This is a genomic window from Neobacillus sp. K501 (assembly GCF_053749995.1).
Map to the genome: position 1 here is coordinate 282135 of NZ_JBSLYA010000006.1, position 18289 is coordinate 300423.

The 18289-nt window shown below is 42.7% G+C and carries 17 protein-coding genes, 2 rRNA genes and 1 riboswitch; all 19 genes read right to left on the reverse strand.

Annotated features, from left to right (window positions below; genetic code table 11):
* Nucleotides 1-94: 94 nt before the first annotated feature.
* Entirely contained in the window at nucleotides 95-1633 is a 1539-nt protein-coding gene (gene purH, locus ACWM35_RS15690) for a bifunctional phosphoribosylaminoimidazolecarboxamide formyltransferase/IMP cyclohydrolase (protein ID WP_454819735.1), read from the reverse strand.
* On the reverse strand, nucleotides 1623-2210 hold the full coding sequence (purN, locus tag ACWM35_RS15695; protein WP_454819736.1) for a phosphoribosylglycinamide formyltransferase: 588 nt from the start codon (nucleotides 2208-2210) through the stop codon (nucleotides 1623-1625). Before purN ends, purH begins: the two co-directional genes overlap by 11 nt.
* Nucleotides 2207-3232, reverse strand: a complete 1026-nt coding sequence (gene purM / locus ACWM35_RS15700; protein ID WP_454819737.1) for a phosphoribosylformylglycinamidine cyclo-ligase — start codon at nucleotides 3230-3232, stop codon at nucleotides 2207-2209. Before purM ends, purN begins: the two co-directional genes overlap by 4 nt.
* A gap of 5 nt (nucleotides 3233-3237) precedes the next feature.
* The gene (gene purF, locus ACWM35_RS15705) at nucleotides 3238-4647 is read right to left on the reverse strand and encodes an amidophosphoribosyltransferase (protein ID WP_454819738.1); all 1410 of its coding nucleotides are present in this window, start codon (nucleotides 4645-4647) and stop codon (nucleotides 3238-3240) included.
* A complete protein-coding gene (gene purL, locus ACWM35_RS15710) occupies nucleotides 4623-6854 on the reverse strand; it encodes a phosphoribosylformylglycinamidine synthase subunit PurL (protein ID WP_454819739.1) in 2232 nt (743 codons plus the stop codon). Before purL ends, purF begins: the two co-directional genes overlap by 25 nt.
* Nucleotides 6838-7521 (reverse strand): phosphoribosylformylglycinamidine synthase subunit PurQ, encoded by a 684-nt coding sequence (purQ, locus tag ACWM35_RS15715; protein ID WP_454819740.1) that lies wholly within the window; start codon nucleotides 7519-7521, stop codon nucleotides 6838-6840. The genes purL and purQ overlap by 17 nt, the downstream gene beginning before the upstream one ends.
* Entirely contained in the window at nucleotides 7518-7772 is a 255-nt protein-coding gene (gene purS / locus ACWM35_RS15720) for a phosphoribosylformylglycinamidine synthase subunit PurS (protein ID WP_454819741.1), read from the reverse strand. Before purS ends, purQ begins: the two co-directional genes overlap by 4 nt.
* Nucleotides 7765-8478: a phosphoribosylaminoimidazolesuccinocarboxamide synthase gene (gene purC, locus ACWM35_RS15725; protein WP_454819742.1), complete on the reverse strand. Its 714-nt coding sequence runs from the start codon at nucleotides 8476-8478 to the stop codon at nucleotides 7765-7767. Before purC ends, purS begins: the two co-directional genes overlap by 8 nt.
* Nucleotides 8479-9085: 607 nt before the next feature.
* Nucleotides 9086-10384, reverse strand: a complete 1299-nt coding sequence (gene purB, locus ACWM35_RS15730) for an adenylosuccinate lyase (protein WP_454819743.1) — start codon at nucleotides 10382-10384, stop codon at nucleotides 9086-9088.
* Nucleotides 10381-11535, reverse strand: a complete 1155-nt coding sequence (purK, locus tag ACWM35_RS15735; RefSeq protein ID WP_454819744.1) for a 5-(carboxyamino)imidazole ribonucleotide synthase — start codon at nucleotides 11533-11535, stop codon at nucleotides 10381-10383. The genes purB and purK overlap by 4 nt, the downstream gene beginning before the upstream one ends.
* Nucleotides 11522-12010: a 5-(carboxyamino)imidazole ribonucleotide mutase gene (gene purE / locus ACWM35_RS15740; protein WP_454819745.1), complete on the reverse strand. Its 489-nt coding sequence runs from the start codon at nucleotides 12008-12010 to the stop codon at nucleotides 11522-11524. Before purE ends, purK begins: the two co-directional genes overlap by 14 nt.
* Nucleotides 12011-12143: 133 nt before the next feature.
* Nucleotides 12144-12244, reverse strand: a riboswitch (purine riboswitch).
* A 73-nt stretch (nucleotides 12245-12317) separates the two neighbouring features.
* A complete protein-coding gene (locus ACWM35_RS15745) occupies nucleotides 12318-12521 on the reverse strand; it encodes an NETI motif-containing protein (RefSeq protein ID WP_454819746.1) in 204 nt (67 codons plus the stop codon).
* A complete protein-coding gene (locus ACWM35_RS15750) occupies nucleotides 12518-13060 on the reverse strand; it encodes a DUF2179 domain-containing protein (RefSeq protein WP_454819747.1) in 543 nt (180 codons plus the stop codon). Before ACWM35_RS15750 ends, ACWM35_RS15745 begins: the two co-directional genes overlap by 4 nt.
* Nucleotides 13061-13160: 100 nt before the next feature.
* On the reverse strand, nucleotides 13161-15077 hold the full coding sequence (locus ACWM35_RS15755) for an FtsX-like permease family protein (protein ID WP_454819748.1): 1917 nt from the start codon (nucleotides 15075-15077) through the stop codon (nucleotides 13161-13163).
* Nucleotides 15052-15822, reverse strand: coding sequence for an ABC transporter ATP-binding protein (locus ACWM35_RS15760; RefSeq protein WP_454819749.1), 771 nt, complete (start codon nucleotides 15820-15822; stop codon nucleotides 15052-15054). Before ACWM35_RS15760 ends, ACWM35_RS15755 begins: the two co-directional genes overlap by 26 nt.
* A 104-nt stretch (nucleotides 15823-15926) precedes the next feature.
* Nucleotides 15927-16898: a sensor histidine kinase gene (locus ACWM35_RS15765; RefSeq protein WP_454819750.1), complete on the reverse strand. Its 972-nt coding sequence runs from the start codon at nucleotides 16896-16898 to the stop codon at nucleotides 15927-15929.
* On the reverse strand, nucleotides 16895-17596 hold the full coding sequence (locus ACWM35_RS15770) for a response regulator transcription factor (protein WP_454819751.1): 702 nt from the start codon (nucleotides 17594-17596) through the stop codon (nucleotides 16895-16897). The genes ACWM35_RS15765 and ACWM35_RS15770 overlap by 4 nt, the downstream gene beginning before the upstream one ends.
* Before the next feature lie 397 nt (nucleotides 17597-17993).
* Nucleotides 17994-18109: ribosomal RNA gene (gene rrf, locus ACWM35_RS15775) — 5S ribosomal RNA — on the reverse strand.
* Nucleotides 18110-18191: 82 nt separating this feature from the next.
* Nucleotides 18192-18289: ribosomal RNA gene (locus ACWM35_RS15780) — 23S ribosomal RNA — on the reverse strand; the annotation flags it as partial.

Here is an 18289-nt window from a genome sequence, read left to right on the forward strand (position 1 = left end):
CAACCGTGTTTAGGGTTCCAATCAAACCTATTGGCGACCGCGATTCGTCATTTTTAACGTACTCGGTCGCCAATAGCCCTCTTAGAATTCAAGTTTAGTGTTTAAAATGTCTAACTCCGGTAAATACCATAGCAATGCCGTATTCATCGGCTTTTTTGATTGAATCCTCATCGCGGATGGAGCCGCCTGGTTGAATAATCGCGGTAATTCCTGCTTTTGCTGCCGCTTCTACGGTATCATCCATTGGGAAAAACGCATCAGAAGCGAGCGCTGCACCTTCAGCTTTAGCACCAGCTTGTTTTAGGGCGATCTCTGCTGCACCTACTCTGTTCATTTGTCCGGCACCAATGCCAATCGTCATATCTTCATTCGTAAGAACAATTGCGTTTGATTTCACATGCTTAACCACTTTCCAGCCGAGCTTTAATGCTGCCCACTCTTGCTCTGTTGGCTGTCTTTTTGTTGGAACTGTTACTGTTGCATCTTCCAATGTGAAACGGTCCTGTTCTTGAACCAGCAATCCGCCTTCGATCGTTACCATTTTCAATTCTGCTTTATTCTCATCCGCAAATGGAATCGTTAATAATCGTAGATTCTTTTTCTTTGTTAAAATCGATAAAGCTTCCGCTGAGAAAGAAGGAGCAATGATAATTTCTAAGAAAATTTCATGTAATTTACCAGCTGTCTCCGCATCTACTTCACGGTTGAAAGCAATGATTCCGCCAAAAATCGAAACCGGGTCTGCCGCAAATGCCTTTTCAAATGCTTCAAAAACTGAACTGCCAGTACCCACTCCGCAAGGATTCATATGTTTTACTGCAACGGCTGCCGGTTCGCTAAATTCCTTTACAATCTGCAACGCAGCATCCGCATCATTGATATTATTATAAGAAAGCTCTTTGCCATGAAGCTGTTCGGCTTTAGCAATCGAGAAAGTAGAACCAAGTGGTTTTTGATAAAAAGCCGCCTGCTGATGAGGGTTCTCACCGTAACGGAGCGTTTGCTTTAATTCATATGTAACCGTTAGTTTCTCAGGAGTTTCTTCCTGAGCAAGGACGGTCATATATTCCGCAATCAAAGCATCGTATGCCGCTGTGTGACGGAAAACTTTCGCCGCCAGCTTTCGGCGCGTTTCAAGCTTTGTCACACCCTCAGACTTTAACTCCTCGATCACTGTTTCATAATCCGCTGGGTCCACAACAACCGTTAAATATTGATGGTTTTTAGCAGAAGCACGTAGCATCGTCGGTCCGCCGATATCAATATTTTCAATCGCATCAGCTACGGTAACTTCTGGCTTCTCAATCGTTTGTTGGAATGGGTAGAGGTTTACACAAACCAGCTGAATCGGCTCAATCCCGTGTTCTGCAAGCTGCGCTTGATGCTGCACGTCGTCATGCTTTGCCAGTAAGCCACCATGAATCAATGGGTTGAGTGTTTTCACACGCCCCTCTAAAATTTCGGGAAACCCAGTTACATCACTGACGCCAAGCACAGGAATTCCTTGCTCTTGAAGCGTTTTTTTCGTACCACCTGTAGAAATAATCTCAAAACCAAGATCGACGAGTTGTTTTGCAAACTCGGTAATTCCATTTTTATCAGAAACACTTATAAGCGCGCGTTTAGTTGTCACTTGTTACTTCCCCTCTCATTAACAGCATTTGCAGGATGGATGGATACAGCTTATGTTCAATTCGCTGGATTTTTTGCTGGAGGCTTTCTCTTGTTTCTTTATTGCTAAGGCGAATCCGTTCCTGGACAATGATCGGTCCGGTGTCCATTCCTTCATCGACATAATGAATCGTCACGCCGCTCCACTTCGCTTTTGCCGCCAAGGCCTGGCCAATTGCGTCCTTACCTGGAAAAGCCGGTAGCAATGATGGATGAATGTTGATAATCCGCCCTTTATATTCACTAAGCAATGTTGGTCCGATTAAACGCATATAGCCGGCGAGGACAATTAATTCAACGCCAGCCTCTTTTAATCTCACCAAAATTTCTTTTTCAAATGCCTCTTTATTGAAAAAATCCTTAGGGTTAAAAACAAACGATGGTATTCTTGCCGAGTTAGCCCGCTCAATGGCATAAGCACCAGGTTTATCACAAACGAGGAGCGCTAAGTTTGCCTCAAGCTCCCCAGACTTCACAACATCGATGATCGCTTGAAAATTACTACCGCTTCCCGAAGCAAAGACAGCTACATTCTTCATCGGCGGCCACCAAAAGAAACGCCTTCCTTATCGGTGACGACACCAATTTCATAAGCTGTTTCGCCGCTTTCATTAAAATGTTGCAGCACCGCTTCCGCATCCTTCTTATCGACAGCGATAACCATTCCAATTCCCATATTAAAGATATTATACATCTCTTTATACTCGATTTGTCCAACCTCAGATATCAGTTTAAAGATCGCAGGAATCTCCCAGCTTCGCTCAACGATTTCGGCACCTAGCCCCTCAGGCAGCATTCTCGGGATATTTTCGATAAAACCGCCGCCAGTAATATGAGCCATTCCCCTTAAGTCGAATTTTTTCAAAGCTGATAAAATTGGTTTCACATAAATTTTCGTCGGTTTCAGCAATTCTTCCCCTAATGTGCACTCAAGGGCATCGACAAACTCGACTAATGACCAATTGTTAAATACCTTCCTTACAAGGGAATAACCGTTGCTGTGAATCCCGCTAGAGGCTAAACCAATCAGTACATCTCCAGTCTTAATCGATTCCCCTGTGATGATCTGGGATTTTTCACAAGCACCAACCGTAAACCCGGCAAGGTCATATTCATTATCACTATATAAACCCGGCATTTCTGCCGTTTCCCCGCCAATTAACGCACAGGCAGCCTGCTCACAGCCGTCGGCAACTCCTTTGACAATCGCTTCAATTTTTTCAGGATCTGCTTTTCCGCATGCAATATAATCGAGAAAATATAATGGCTCAGCACCTTGGACAACGATATCATTGACACACATTGCCACCGCATCAATCCCAATTGTATCGTGCTTATCCATCATGAAGGCAATCATCAGCTTTGTCCCGACCCCATCAGTTCCGGAGACAAGCACTGGCTCTTTTAAATTCAGGACAGACAGGTCAAACATTCCGCCAAATCCGCCCAAGCTGCTAAGAACGCCGGCTCTTGCTGTTTTTTGAACATGTTTCTTCATTCTTGTGACGGCTTCATAGCCTGCCTCGATATCAACACCCGCTTGCTTATAGGCATTTGCCAACTTCCTTACCCCCTTTGATAATAGTACTGTAATGTATCTGGATAAATTTCAGTCGGGTAATTCCCTGTAAAGCAGCCAAGGCAAAAACCTTCCGATCCCTCTGTATTCGCAATGGCTCTCAGCATTCCATCGGTACTTAAAAACGTTAACGAATCTGCCCCGATCGCTTGGCGAATTTCTTCCACTGACTTATCAGAAGCAATCAATTCTTCCTTAGACGATGTATCAATTCCATAAAAACATGGATTTTTGATCGGCGGAGAACTAATAACAACATGTACTTCAGTCGCTCCCGCTTCTTTTAAAAGCGTAACAATTCGACGGCTTGTCGTTCCACGAACGATCGAATCATCGACCATCACCACTCGTTTCCCCTCGACAACACCGCGAACGGCTGACAGCTTCATCTTTACCCCTTGCTCCCGTAATGTTTGTGAGGGCTGAATGAAGGTTCTTCCGACATACTTATTCTTGATTAATCCCATTTCATACGGAATACCAGACGCTTCAGCGTAACCGATCGCCGCCGAAATACTAGAATCAGGGACACCCGTTACCACATCCGCATCAATCGGCGCCTCTACCGCCAATCTTTTGCCCATGCTTTTACGAGCTGTATGAACATTGATTCCTTGAATATTGCTATCCGGTCTTGAAAAATAAACGTATTCCATCGTGCAAATCGCTTTGGTAGTGCTTAGTGAAAAGCGTTCGGAAGTCAGACCCTTTTCATTGATGATCAGTAATTCTCCCGGCATAATATCACGGATATACTCGGCACCGATGACATCAAAGGCACAGGTTTCAGAGGCGACCACATAAGCGTCCCCAAGGCAACCAAGTGATAACGGTCTTAAACCATGCGGATCAAGCGCCACCATCAATTCCGTTTCCGTCATAATCAGATAGGCATAAGCGCCTTTTAACATCGAAAGCGCATTTTTTACCGCATCATTTAACTTCTGGAAGCCGCTTCTGCGAATTAAATGAGCTAATACTTCGGTATCAGAGCTTGTTTGAAAAATACTTCCCTGTGCTTCAAGCTGATGCTTTAAATAATTGGCATTTACTAGATTTCCATTATGGGCAAGAGCAAGACTGCCAGTAGACGAATGGAATAATAACGGCTGGACGTTCTCGTAGCCTCCGCCCCCCGCAGTCGCATAACGGACATGGCCGACCGCAGCCGAACCTGTTAATTTTGCCATTTTATCTGCGGTGAAAATTTCTGAAACTAAACCTTCACCCTTCATGCCGGTTAACTTATTTCCATCAGATACAACGATTCCCGTACCTTCCTGGCCGCGGTGCTGTAAACTATGAAGACCGTAATAGGTTAATTGGGCGGCATCCGGGTGTCCCCAGACACCAAAAACGCCACACTCTTCATTTAATCCCTTGATTTCAGCAAGCATGGGATAGCTCCTTTCCAGGCATCCTTCAATTCTTGTACAGATGACTCTAGCACGGTTCCTTCTTCAGATAGAACTCGTAATGTTGCTGATCCATTTACTTCACCGATTAACGCAGAATTTGCTACGAAACTTTCAAACTCAGTTTGGTGCTCCTTTTTAACGGATACGAGAAAACGAGATTGTGTTTCACTGAATAAAGCAGTAACTGGGTTGCCGGCAATCTTGATGTCAGCACCAAGTTCTTCTTTGGTAAAAAGAGATTCGGTTACGGCTACCGCTAATCCACCTTCTGAAAGGTCATGGGCAGACTGAACCAGCCCGGCACGAATCGCAGCCAGTAATTGACTTTGTCTTTCTTTTTCGATGGAAAGATTTAATTCAGGTGCTTTCCCAAAAATCTTTCCGTTTTGCAGCTTTTGTAATTCACTGCCGCCAAACTCTGGTTTGGTTTCTCCGATTAAGTAAATAAGATCACCATTATTTTTAAAGTGCTGGGTGGTAATATGATCTAGATCTGTTACTAAGCCGACCATTCCGATAACCGGTGTCGGGTAAATCGCAGTTCCGCTTGTTTCGTTATATAAAGAGACGTTACCGCCAATGACTGGTGCTTCCAGAACACGGCATGCCTCACTGATTCCATCCGCTGATTTTTCAATTTGCCAGAACACTTCTGGCTTTTCTGGATTACCAAAGTTTAGGTTATCGGTAATCGCTAAAGGTTCTGCACCCGAGCAAACGATATTACGGGCTGCCTCTGCTACGGCAATCTTTCCGCCTACTTCAGGATCTAAATACACATAACGTGAATTACAATCTGTCGTCATCGCTAACGCCTTGCGGGTGCCGCGAATTCTGACAACAGAAGCGTCTGATCCTGGAGAAACCACTGTATTTGTCCGTACCATATAATCGTATTGATTATAAACCCATTCCTTGCTTGCCACTGTAGGCTGACTTAGAATTTGCTTCAATGTTTCTTTCAGATCTTCAACCTGTGGAACTTCCACTTCAAGTGCTTGGAATTCGCCATAATAAGCAGGTTCCTTTGAAGGTTTATGGTAAACCGGTGCATCCTCTGCTAACGCGTCTACCGGTACATCGGCAACAACTTCACCATGTTGCAGCAAGCGAAGTTTTTTATCATCGGTTACGACACCGATTGCCACTGCTTCAAGGTCGTATTTGGTGAAAAGATCTTTGATTTCCTGCTCTCTTCCCTTTTTAACGACAATCAACATCCGCTCCTGTGATTCGGAAAGCATCATTTCATAAGCAGTCATGCCAGTTTCACGCTGTGGAACGAGGTCGAGGTTCATTTCGATACCCATTCCAGCCTTGCTCGCCATTTCAGCGGAAGAACTTGTTAATCCTGCAGCACCCATATCTTGAATTCCAACAAGGGCATCGGATTGAATTAATTCAAGGCAAGCTTCTAATAGAAGTTTTTCCATGAATGGATCGCCCACTTGCACAGCTGGACGATTTTCATCCGACTGCTCCGTTAATTCCTCAGAAGCAAAGGTTGCTCCATGAATGCCATCACGACCTGTTTTCGCACCGACATACATCACGGTATTGCCGACACCCTGTGCCAGACCTTTTTTAATATCCTTGTGATCAATCAAACCAACACACATTGCATTAACGAGTGGGTTGCCTTCATAGCAAGCTTCGAATTGAATCTCGCCGCCAACAGTTGGAATCCCGATACAGTTTCCGTAGCCAGCGATTCCAGCCACAACTTCCTTGAATAAGTAACGTACACGTGCTGACTCATCTAGTTCACCGAAACGCAGAGAGTTTAATAGCGCAATAGGACGAGCCCCCATCGAAAAAATATCACGGATAATCCCGCCGACTCCGGTGGCCGCCCCTTGATAAGGCTCGATCGCGGATGGATGGTTATGGCTTTCGATTTTAAAAACAACCGCTTGGTTATCGCCGATATCAACAATCCCAGCACCTTCCCCCGGTCCTTGAAGAACGCGTTCACCAGTTATCGGGAATTTTTTTAAGACAGGTTTTGAGTTTTTATAACTGCAGTGCTCCGACCACATAACCGAGAACAACCCAGTTTCGGTATAGTTCGGTGTCCGGCCGAGGATGTTTTCAATCATCGCAAACTCATCATCGGACAAGCCCATTTGCTGATAAAGTTTTTCTGCCTTTACTTGATCTGGTCTTGGTTCATGCTTTAACAACATTTGCTTCCCTCCAGCTTTTTACGATTGATTGAAATAATTTCAGTCCGTCTGCTCCGCCCAATAGTTCATCAACAGCTCGCTCCGGATGCGGCATCATCCCGAGGACATTGCCTTTCTCATTCGTAATCCCAGCAATGTCAGCCAGGCTTCCATTTGGATTTTGTTCGTATGTGAACACGATTTGGTTATTCGCTTTTAATTTGGCTAATGTTTCTTCATCACAATAGTAGTTACCCTCGCCGTGCGCGACAGGAATGCTAATTGTTTGATTTTTTTCATAGGCTGAAGTAAACATGGTTTCGTTGTTTTCTATCTTTAAATTCACAGGCTTACAAATGAATGATAGACTTTCGTTTCGTCTCATTGCCCCTGGAAGTAAGCCTACTTCTAGTAAAATTTGAAATCCATTACAAACACCAAGGATTGGTTTTCCTGCTTCAGCCGCTTCGACAACCGCCTTCATGACCTTACTAAATCGAGCAATCGCGCCTGAACGCAGGTAATCACCGTAGGAAAAACCACCAGGAAGTAAGATTCCGTCAAATTCATCTAAGCTTTCTGTATCATGCCATACGTATTCAACCTGCTCCCCAAGTTCATCTTGGATGGCATGGAACATATCAATGTCGCAATTCGATCCCGGAAAGACGATGACCGCAAACTTCACTGAGGAACACACTCCTCTACTTCGTAGCGATAATCTTCGATGACTGGATTCGCTAACAGCTTTGTACAAATTTCGTTGATGACTTGGTCAAGATCACGATCTGATTTTTCGATCGTTAACTCCATATATTTACCGATGCGGACATCCGCCACTTCTGGATAGTTTAATGACTGCAGGGAGTGAGTAACGGCTTTCCCTTGTGGATCTAATACACTTTCTCTTAACGTCACATACACCTTTACTTTATACATGCTGTTTTCCTCCTAATCTGGTTAAAATCTGTTCGTAGGCTTCGGTTAAGCTTCCTAAGTCGCGCCTAAATACATCCTTATCGAGCTTTTCATTCGTTTTTTGATCCCATAATCTGCACGTATCAGGGGAAATTTCATCGGCAAGGAGAATCTTGCCTTCATGATCCTTACCAAACTCTAATTTGAAATCGATAAGGTTAATACCTAATTCGGTAAAAAAGCTTGATAAAACTGTATTAATTTCGAGCGCTTTTTGTTTTAAAATTTCGATTTCCTCTGGGCTCGCTGCATTCAGTTCCAGGATGTGATCAATAGTGAGGAGCGGATCTCCTAGGTCATCATTTTTTAAATAAAATTCTACGATTGGCTTTGATAATGGATTGCCTTCCTCAATTCCTAATCGCTTGGAAAAACTCCCGGCAGCAATATTGCGAACAACCACCTCTAGCGGAATAATCGTTACCCTTTTCACCAGCTGCTCTGTTTCAGATAGGCGCTTAATGAAATGTGACTCGATTCCTTTTTCTTGTAGCTTTAAAAATAGCAAACTAGTAATTTCATTATTAAGGCGGCCTTTTCCGGTTATTTCGGCTTTCTTTTCCCCGTTATAAGCGGTCGCGGAATCCTTATATTCCACTAACACCGTCTGTTCATCTTCTGTTCTAAAAATACGCTTCGCTTTTCCTTCATATAGCAGTTCTCTCATCGTGGATCACTCCTAATTCGCAATATTGGGAATCTTCAAAATGTGTAGAGGGGTGCCTTGATGGTGCCCCTCTATTGAAATTTTCTTAGTTTTTGTTCACGTATGTTACGTATACGTGACTGCTTCGGTAATTTCCGAATAAAATCTGGGTCCTTATGAACCTTTCATAATGACCTTTGTCACTCTTCTGGATGGGGTTTGGGCTTTATGAAGCTTTCATAATGACCGTTTCCCCTCTTCCGGATGGGGTTTGGGCTTTATGAACCTTTCATAATGACCGTTTCCCCTCTTCCGGATGGGGTTTGGGCTTTATGAACCTTTCATAATGACCGTTTCCCCTCTTCCGGATGGGGTTTGGGCTTTATGAACCTTTCATAATGACCGTTTCCCCTCTTCCGGATGGGGTTTGGGCTTTATGAACCTTTCATAATGACCGTTTCCCCTCTTCCGGATGGGGTTTGGGCTTTATGAACCTTTCATAATGACCGTTTCCCCTCTTCCGGATGGGGTTTGGGCTTTATGAATCTTTCATAATGACCGTTTCCCCTCTTCCGGATGGGGTTTGGGCTTTATAATCCTTCCCACAGCCACCCCGGGAACGTAGACCCTATTCATTCAACCCTAATCTCTCAAAAATCGTATCTACATGCTGCAAATGGTAGTTGTAATCGAAGCAATCGGCAATTTCTTTCGCTGATAGCAGGCTGGTAATTTTGTCTTCCGCTTCAATCAAGCCACGGAATGGTACTTGCTTATCCCAAGCTTCCATTGTTTTAGGCTGAACAGTATCGTACGCTTCCTCGCGCGATAATCCCTTATCAATCAACGCTAACAGCACACGCTGAGAGTAAATTAAGCCTAGTGTCCGATCCATATTGCGTTTCATATTTTCCGGATAAACCGTTAAGTTCTTAATAATGTTACCGAAGCGGTTCAGCATGTAGTTCAAGCCGATGGTCGCATCGGGTAAAATAATCCGTTCTGCTGAAGAATGGGAAATATCACGTTCATGCCATAGTGGTACATTTTCATAAGCTGTCAGCATGTAACCGCGAATTACGCGAGCAATTCCCGTCATATTTTCGGAGCCAATCGGATTGCGTTTATGCGGCATTGCCGATGAACCCTTTTGCCCCTTCGCAAAAAACTCCTCCACCTCACGAGTTTCACTCTTCTGCAACCCACGAACCTCTACAGCAAATTTTTCAATCGATGTCGCGATTAAGGCCAAAGTAGACATATAATGCGCATGACGGTCACGCTGTAAGGTTTGCGTCGAAATCGGTGCGCGCTCTAAACCTAATTTTTCACATACAAATTGTTCCACGAATGGATTGATATTGGCATAGGTTCCGACAGCACCAGAAATCTTTCCAAACTCCACTCCAGCCGAAGCCTGTTTGAACCGCTCCAAATTCCGTTTCATTTCCTCATACCAAAGCGCAAGCTTTAAACCAAAGGTGGTTGGCTCCGCATGAACACCATGCGTCCGCCCCATCATTACCGTGTACTTGTGGTCACGAGCTTTGTTTCGCAAAATCTCGATGAAGTTTTCTAAATCCTTTTGGATAATGGCATTCGCCTGTTTTAATACATATGAAAGTGCTGTATCAACCACATCTGTGGAAGTTAACCCGTAATGGACCCATTTACGTTCTTCGCCCAAAGTTTCTGATACGGCACGAGTAAACGCCACAACATCATGTCTTGTTTCCTCTTCAATTTCCTTAATCCGGTCAATATTAAACGAAGCATTTTCACGCAGCTTCTGAACATCCTCTTTCGGAATATCTCCTAACTCGGACCACGCCTCACACGCAAGAATTTCCACCTCAAGCCAAGCATTAAAGCGGTTTTCCTCAGTCCAAATCGCACCCATTTCAGGTCTTGTATAACGATCAATCATGTTTTTGCCTCCAAACTTTTTTCTTCCCAAATCATGCTGTTGTTCACTTCTGATAGGGCCATCTCTACATTATCGCAAAGCACGGTAACATGCCCCATTTTTCTTTTAAATTTTGCCTCTTTTTTACCGTAAAAATGAATCTTCCAATCTTTCACCTTTGTCAGATTGTCTAACACATTTTCAACATGCTCCCCTAATATATTGACCATAACTGCCGATTTTACCAATTCGGTACTCGCTAGCGGCAGACCGCACACCGCACGGATATGCTGTTCAAACTGGGAGGTTTCGCATGCCTCAATCGAATAATGCCCAGAATTATGGGGCCTTGGGGCAAGCTCATTTATGTAAATCCGATCTTCCTCCGTTAAAAACATTTCCACCGCCAAGGTTCCAACTAGTTCAAAATGATCCGCCAGCTGAACGGCTGCTTCGACCGCTAACTCCTCTGCATGCTCGCTAATTCTTGCCGGAACAATGGTCTGATGAAGAATATTCTCATGATGGATATTTTCGCCCACTGGAAAAACAGCTGTATTTCCGCCAGCATCTCTCACAACAATGACCGAAATCTCTTTCTTAAAAGCAACCCATTTTTCCAATACACATTGTCCGTGCTCCAGAAGCTGTTTTGCATTTTCAAGATCTTTCTCATCCTTGATAACCGCTTGCCCTTTACCATCATAACCTCCGCGTGCTGTTTTTAACACCGCAGGGAATCCGAGCCTTTCTAAACCAAGCACTAGATCTTCAGGAGTATCGATTACTGCAAATGGCGCAACCTTTACACCGGCAGCTTCGATTGCTCGTTTTTCGTTCACCCGGTCCTGGCTAATCTCGAGCAATCTTTTTCCCTGGGGGACAAAAGCATTCTCGCAAAGCCATTCCAAAGCTGCCGCATCGATATTCTCAAATTCGTAAGTAATCACATCGCTGACTTCAGCTAGTTTTCGAATCGCCTCTATATCATCAAAAGCTCCTGTTATCTCGATATCCGCTACCTGACCACATGGAGAGTCGGGTGCAGGGTCTAAAACCGCAATTCGATAGCCCATCGCTCGAGCAGAAAGAGCCATCATTCTGCCTAGCTGGCCGCCGCCAATAATTCCAATCGTCTGTCCAGGTGAAATGGTTTTATTAAACAAGCTCATCACTACTTTCTATCGCTGCTGTTTTTGCCTCTAATCGAACCTCTTCAAGCCTGCTAGCCAATTTCGAATCCGTTACCGCTACTATTTGCGCTGCCAGTAAACCCGCATTCGCGGCACCAGCCTTACCGATCGCAACGGTTGCAACCGGTACTCCTGCTGGCATCTGGACGATTGATAATAAAGAGTCAAGGCCATTAAGCGCCTTTGACTGAACCGGAACACCAATGACCGGAAGTGTCGTTTTCGCCGCCACCATGCCAGGTAAATGGGCCGCACCGCCCGCTCCAGCGATGATCACTTTCAAACCTCTCATTCTAGCATTCTCAGCAAAATCAAACATTAAATCAGGTGTCCGGTGGGCAGATACTACCTTTTTCTCATACGGAACCTCTAACCGATCGAGGATCTCACAACTATGCTTCATTGTTTCCCAATCTGATTTACTTCCCATGATGACAGCCACTAACGGATTCATTTTATTCCTCCACTTTATCCAATATAAAAAGCCCGGAAACAGTTGCTTTCCCAATCCATAAGGAGGGGAAAGCAGTCTGACCGGGCTGACAATTCGGAACAGAAAGATACCATGAAATGAAGAGTCATTTCCGGCATCATCCACTTCCCCTCATAGTCCAATCATTTACGGTGATCGGGTAGAAACTTATGGGCCATATTCCCATTATATACGAGAGTTTTACTATTTTATTTTTTTGCCACCTTTATATTACCAAGTCCGAGGGAAATGGTCAACAAAAAGCGAACAATTTTATTTTAATATAAAATTAATGTTCGTCATTTAGCACAGCTTCAAAAATAATTTTTCTCCCTGCAGGGATATAGTTCGTTTCCTTACCTTCGACAACCTCTTGAAAAATCGGCTTTTCCGTCCTTCGAATCGGAGTATAGCCTTGATTTCTCATTCGCTCGATACAGCTGTCAATGGTTTCATTTTCCTGAACCTCAAATTGCATTTTCTTTTTACTCATGAAAATAATTTCCCTCTTTTCACGGACTTCACCCAGAACCCGCCATGAATAGTTTTCGGTTCATAAGCGATAATAAAAGCCTTTGGATCGAGTTCCTTAATCAATGCATATAATTTTAACTCAAATTTTCTTGGCGTTAAAATTTGCATCGCCATCCGGTCCCCTTCCAAACCATTTGCCTCCCAGTTCGTCACACCATAGCCTTTGTCTCTTAACTGTTTAGGCAAATTTTTATCATATTCCTTCGTAATCACATTGACCGTAATATAGCCCAACGCAAGCTTTTCTTCAATCTTCATCCCAACAATTACCCCGATTCCATAACCGACGGCATAGGCAATCAGATTTTGAATCTCATTCAGATTATTCAAGACAAGACCAAGGCCAAGTACGTAAATAACGACCTCAATCATACTAAGGAATGCAGCTAAATAGCGCTGCCCTTTTAAAGTTAAAATCATCCTAATCGTAAAAAAAGATACATAAACAATGTTAATAATAAGAATAATTGCCACCATCATAAAGCTATTTTCTAACATGATGATTGCCCCTTTCTATATTAGTATCCGAATTTGGCTTCCTTTCTAATCCTAATTGAAAAAGACTAGATTGGGAATGATCCAACCTAGCCATTTTCATTTATATTAATGATTTTTTTAAATTCCTCAAATAATGGTGTCGGATAAAGAAGAAATACACCAATTGTGCGATAAAGAAGCACGCAAGAACCATGCCCATCTCTGCCGCAATGGATAGCGTAAAGAAACTCTGTAAAGCCATAAAGGCAAAAACGCTATGAATCATCGCGACGATGATCGGAACAAAGAAAAGGAGAACAAGCTGCCGGGTGACGATTCTGTTCAACTCTCCGTCCGTCAAGCCGACCTTCTTAATCGTTAAATACAAACGTCGGTCATATTCTAAATCGGCATACAATCGGAAATACAAGAAGCTGCCGGCAGCAATAAAGAACACTGCGCCAATCAAAAGGGCGACAAACAACATCATTCGATACATGCCCATTTGCTGATCATATAAGGTTCCACTAACCGTCATTGCATAAGATTCCTCACTTGATGCTTCCCTTGGGGCATACTTCACCCCAGCTTCAACTAGATGATCAGAGATTCCCGCAGTTTTTTCAAGCTCGTCTGTAAAGAAGCCGATAAAATGATCTGTATTTGCAGCTGTTAGCTTTTGAAACAATTCATCACTAACCACTAGCCCCTCACTAAATAAAATTTGATAGGGAAAGACTACATTTCTAGTCGCTTTATTTTGAATAAGTTTTATGTTTTCCTGATTTAACGTATAGGTATTGGAATCAAATGTTTCGAGTTGCGATGTTGAGATGGCTAATGCCTCCATCCCTTTAGGCTCCTCTTCTTTAAAGGAATATCCAGCCAATTCTGCTATCCTTTTATAATCGGAAAAGGATATGAACGCCATCTCATCATAAGCATATTCGTCAGAGGAGGCAGCTATTTCAACCAATTTGATTGGAATCTGCAACGTAGAAAAATCGATATTTCTTTGTTTTAATTCCTGCTCAATTTGGTTTAAGTTTTTCTCATTAATAGGATATTCTCCTTTCGCCAAGTAACTGATGGCTGCCGGATAATTCTTCTGAAATATCTTATTCATCACATTCATCGATGCCAGTGTCCCTACCGCACAAAAAGCAACGGTGGAAACAATTGTCACCATAAAAAACATTCTGGCATTATCTTTTAGACGATAAGCTAAACTGGAGAACGTGATGATATTCGTTTTTTTCCAAAATAGTAATCGGTTCTTCTGAAGTAATTTCGTCATAAACACCGATAACTGGGTATAAAAGAAATACGTTCCGATGATTGTCATCGCAATAACTGGAAGAATTCGAATCAACATCGTTTCCATTGTTGTTGTTGCTGCTAGATAATAACCGGTGATTAGTAGGATTGCTGACAAGATAGAAAGAATCTTAGAAACCTTTGGCTCTTTTTTCGGTTTGGTACCGGCTTGGAATAAATCGATTAACTTATTGACTCTGACAAGCGTCGTCGTGAAAACAGATATACATAAGAATAAGACCAAAAAGGCTCCGACTGTCCATCCAAGTGCTTTCCCAGATAAGTAAAAGGTTAAGGACTCAATCCCAATTAATTTCGAGCCAATCATCAAAAACAATTTACCGGTGATGATCCCAGCGCCAATCCCCGTAGTAATGGCCGCTAGCCCAATTAACATATTTTCTAAAAAAACCATTCGGTTTAATTGGCCTCTTGTCATTCCGTGCATCATTAAGATCCCAAATTCCCGTTTACGCGTCTTCAAAAATGTGCTGACAGAGTAGAGAACAAACAAAAACGAGAACACATACATAATGACTTCTGCCGATGCCATTAATTGAATCGCAGTCGATGCCGTTACCCCTTCTTTAATATCGGGATGAAAAATAAATAACGCATAGACAAAGAAAATTAAAACGGAGAACGCGCTGCTTAGAAAATAAGCAGCATAGGTCCTTTTGTTGCGGACAACATTCCTAAAGGCGAATTGTCGAAAGGTCATGACTATTCCCCCCAAGTAAGGCAAGCATATCAATGATTTTCTGGAAGAACGCCTGGCGATTATCCCCCTGATAGATCTCGTTATACAGCTGTCCATCTTTAATAAAAATGACGCGGTGGCAATAGCTCGCGGCAACGGCATCATGCGTTACCATTAGTGCCGTTGCCTTATCTTCTTTGTTAATGGCGGAAATAGTCTCCATGACATCCTTCGCCGATTTTGAATCTAAGTTTCCCGTTGGTTCATCCGCTAACAGAAGCGATGGCTGATGAATGATCGCCCGTGCGATGGCTGTTCGTTGCATCTGCCCGCCAGAAATTTCGTACGTGCGCTTTTTTAAGATCGAGTCAATTCCTAGCTTTCGCGCTACTAGCTGAAGCTTTTGATCCATTTCGCTGACCTTCACACCATCAAGGGTAAGGGGAAGGACAATATTCTCTTCGACCGTTAACGTATCAAGTAAATTAAAATGTTGAAAAACAAAACCAAGTTCATGCCTGCGGAACAGGGCCGTTTCCTTTCGATTTAATCGATGCGGATTTTTGCTGTTGATTAACACCTCTCCAGAAGTTGGCTGGTCAATCGTTGCAATTAAATTTAACAGGGTCGTTTTCCCGCTTCCGGACGGACCCATGATCCCAACAAATTCACCTTTTTCGATGGAAAAATTTATATTGTCTAACGCTTTATGCGCTACCTTTCCTTCATAGATTTTCGCTAATTGTTTTACCATTAAGATAGACAAGACCTTCACTCCTTGTTCATATTTCATGTCTCTATTTTAGCTTGCAAAGGCCACTATCTACCATTTGGTAAACTTACTCTGTCCTTACAAGATTGTAAGGTTTATTAGAAAAGGAAGCGCACAGTCGTCCCTTGGTTTACAATCGACTCTATTTCTACTCGATGGCCAAGTTTGTCACAGATTTGTTTTACAAGATAGAGCCCCATTCCAGTCGACTCTTGAAAGTTCCGTCCATTTTCGCCGGTGAAATACGGATCGAATACTCGAGACAGGTCACTCTTCGCGATGCCTACCCCCTCATCCTGTATCTCTAACACCACGTTCATCCCTCGCTTATAACCTCTAATGTATATTTTTTTATTTTCAGCGTTTGAATAACGGACGGCATTGGTTATGATTTGAGTAATCGCAAAGGCCAACCATTTTTCATCACTAGTGATCGTCATTTCCTTATTTATTTCTACCATCGGAAACACACGCTTCCGGATAAATAATCTTTTTTGACTGGAGGTAACAAGGCGGACTACCTGTTCCAATGAAAGTGTTTCTACATAAAAGTCATGTTCAAATTCATCAAGACGAGCCGTGTATAACACCATTTCCAAGCCCTTTTTCATACGGTCAAGTTCATCAGCAATCGCAGCAAAGCGAGGTTCATCTTCGTCTTGTACCATTAAATGAATCACAGACAAAGGGGTTTTCATCTGGTGCACCCACTGATTAATGAACTGAATATGGTCTTTAAGTTTTTGCTGATAATTATGTAAATCGCTTCGAAACTGGCGGTGCTGGTTTCCCAAAAGCTCTTGTAAGCTTTTGGCTAAGGGGGTGCCTGAACCATCATGTGAAAACTCCTCGATCGTTTCACGCGGCTTTTCCAGTCTTTTATAAAAAGTTCGATGCGTAAGATAGCGATAAATGAGGTAGCCCGTAAGGATGCAGACGCTGAGAATAACCGCATACAAGATAATCGATAAATTTTGATAGCCATCAATCCAAAAAACAAAAAGGACGGTAAGGAGCTGCAGAAAATAGATAAAAAATAGCGGCAGCTGTTCTCTTAGGAATAGTTTCACATTCCTTTCCTCCAATTAGGATAAAGTTGATATCCTTGACCACGGATGGTCTTTAATGCATCCTCAATATTTAATGACATGAGCTTTTTCCGGACTCGTGTAATGTAAACATTCAAAGTATTATCATCCACAAACGCTTGATCATCCCAGATTTTTTCAAGCAAGCGATCGCGGCTGACTACTCGTTCTGCCTTTTTCATTAGCTCCTCAAAGATTTTTGCCTCCGTATGACTGATTTCCACCTTTTGTTCATTAAACACTAATGTCAGCCGTTCTAAATCTAATGTCAATCCATCAATCGTGATCGTTCGGCCGCTTTGTGATTGAGAAAACTCTCCATAGGCACGACGAAGATGGCTATTTATTTTCGCGACGGCAATATCATAATCAAATGGTTTGGTAATATAATCATCCGCCCCGTTCTCGAGCGCCATCACCTGGTCCATCTTACTATCGCGAGCTGAGATAAAAATAATCGGGCAGGTTGATCGTTTGCGGATTTGACGGCACCAGTAATAACCATCAAACTTTGGCAGGTTTACATCCAGAAGAACAAGATGTGGTGCGTATTGTTCAAACTGAGAAAGAACATGTTCAAACTCAGTGACGGATTGTGTATTAAAACCAAATTTATATAAATGCTCTTCAAGCAAACTAACCAGTTGTTTGTCATCTTCGACAATAAAAATCTTAAACATCAAAATTGCTCCTTTTTTAATAATTGCTAATCCCCTCTAGAAGATTATACCATTTTTGAGTTTTTCCCCTAACTCTTACCTTTTTTATTATTCATTGTTGATTTTCGTTTTGGTAGGAGAATTCATAAGGGAAAAATTTTCCGTTAATGTATATAAAGGAAGCACAAGTAGCCAATATTAGCGTAGATATTTCGCTTATTTGGTCTAAATAAAGTAAAATCCATGGATTTAGAGCATTTAGCCGGAAAAACTTCCCTTATTAAGGAGGAAATATGAGTATTTCCCCATTTAGAGGAAATTTTTACGTATATTTTTCAAACACATTAAAATCAACATTCAGCTATAACAGAGCCACAACACAAAAAAAGAACAACCTATATAAGGTTGTTCTTCGTTTGCCTGGCAACGTCCTACTCTCACAGGGACAAAGTCCCAACTACCATCGGCGCTGAGAAGCTTAACTTCCGTGTTCGGTATGGGAACGGGTGTGACCTTCTCGCTATTGCTACCAGACTATTTTCTTTTGAGGTTTTATTCCCTCAAAACTAGATAATGCAGAAGAAGTTTTAGTAAAAACGAGTAATGCCATAAGACTATGGTTAAGTCCTCGAACGATTAGTATCAGTCAACTCCACATGTTACCACGCTTCCATCTCTGACCTATCAACCTGATCATCTTTCAGGGTTCTTACT

Bases quoted from the DNA above. Each gene is read 5' to 3' on its own strand.
- purC (WP_454819742.1), bottom strand. From the start codon at position 8,478: ATGAGAGAACTGCTATATGAAGGAAAAGCGAAGCGTATTTTTAGAACA.
- ACWM35_RS15750 (WP_454819747.1), bottom strand. From the start codon at position 13,060: ATGTTAGAAAATAGCTTTATGATGGTGGCAATTATTCTTATTATTAAC.
- purE (WP_454819745.1), bottom strand. From the start codon at position 12,010: ATGAATCCGTTAGTGGCTGTCATCATGGGAAGTAAATCAGATTGGGAA.
- purN (WP_454819736.1), bottom strand. From the start codon at position 2,210: ATGAAGAATGTAGCTGTCTTTGCTTCGGGAAGCGGTAGTAATTTTCAA.
- ACWM35_RS15770 (WP_454819751.1), bottom strand. From the start codon at position 17,596: ATGTTTAAGATTTTTATTGTCGAAGATGACAAACAACTGGTTAGTTTG.
- purL (WP_454819739.1), bottom strand. From the start codon at position 6,854: ATGTTGTTAAAGCATGAACCAAGACCAGATCAAGTAAAGGCAGAAAAA.
- purF (WP_454819738.1), bottom strand. From the start codon at position 4,647: ATGCTTGCTGAAATCAAGGGATTAAATGAAGAGTGTGGCGTTTTTGGT.
- ACWM35_RS15755 (WP_454819748.1), bottom strand. From the start codon at position 15,077: ATGACCTTTCGACAATTCGCCTTTAGGAATGTTGTCCGCAACAAAAGG.
- purS (WP_454819741.1), bottom strand. From the start codon at position 7,772: ATGTATAAAGTAAAGGTGTATGTGACGTTAAGAGAAAGTGTATTAGAT.
- ACWM35_RS15745 (WP_454819746.1), bottom strand. From the start codon at position 12,521: ATGAGTAAAAAGAAAATGCAATTTGAGGTTCAGGAAAATGAAACCATT.
- purB (WP_454819743.1), bottom strand. From the start codon at position 10,384: ATGATTGATCGTTATACAAGACCTGAAATGGGTGCGATTTGGACTGAG.
- purK (WP_454819744.1), bottom strand. From the start codon at position 11,535: ATGAGCTTGTTTAATAAAACCATTTCACCTGGACAGACGATTGGAATT.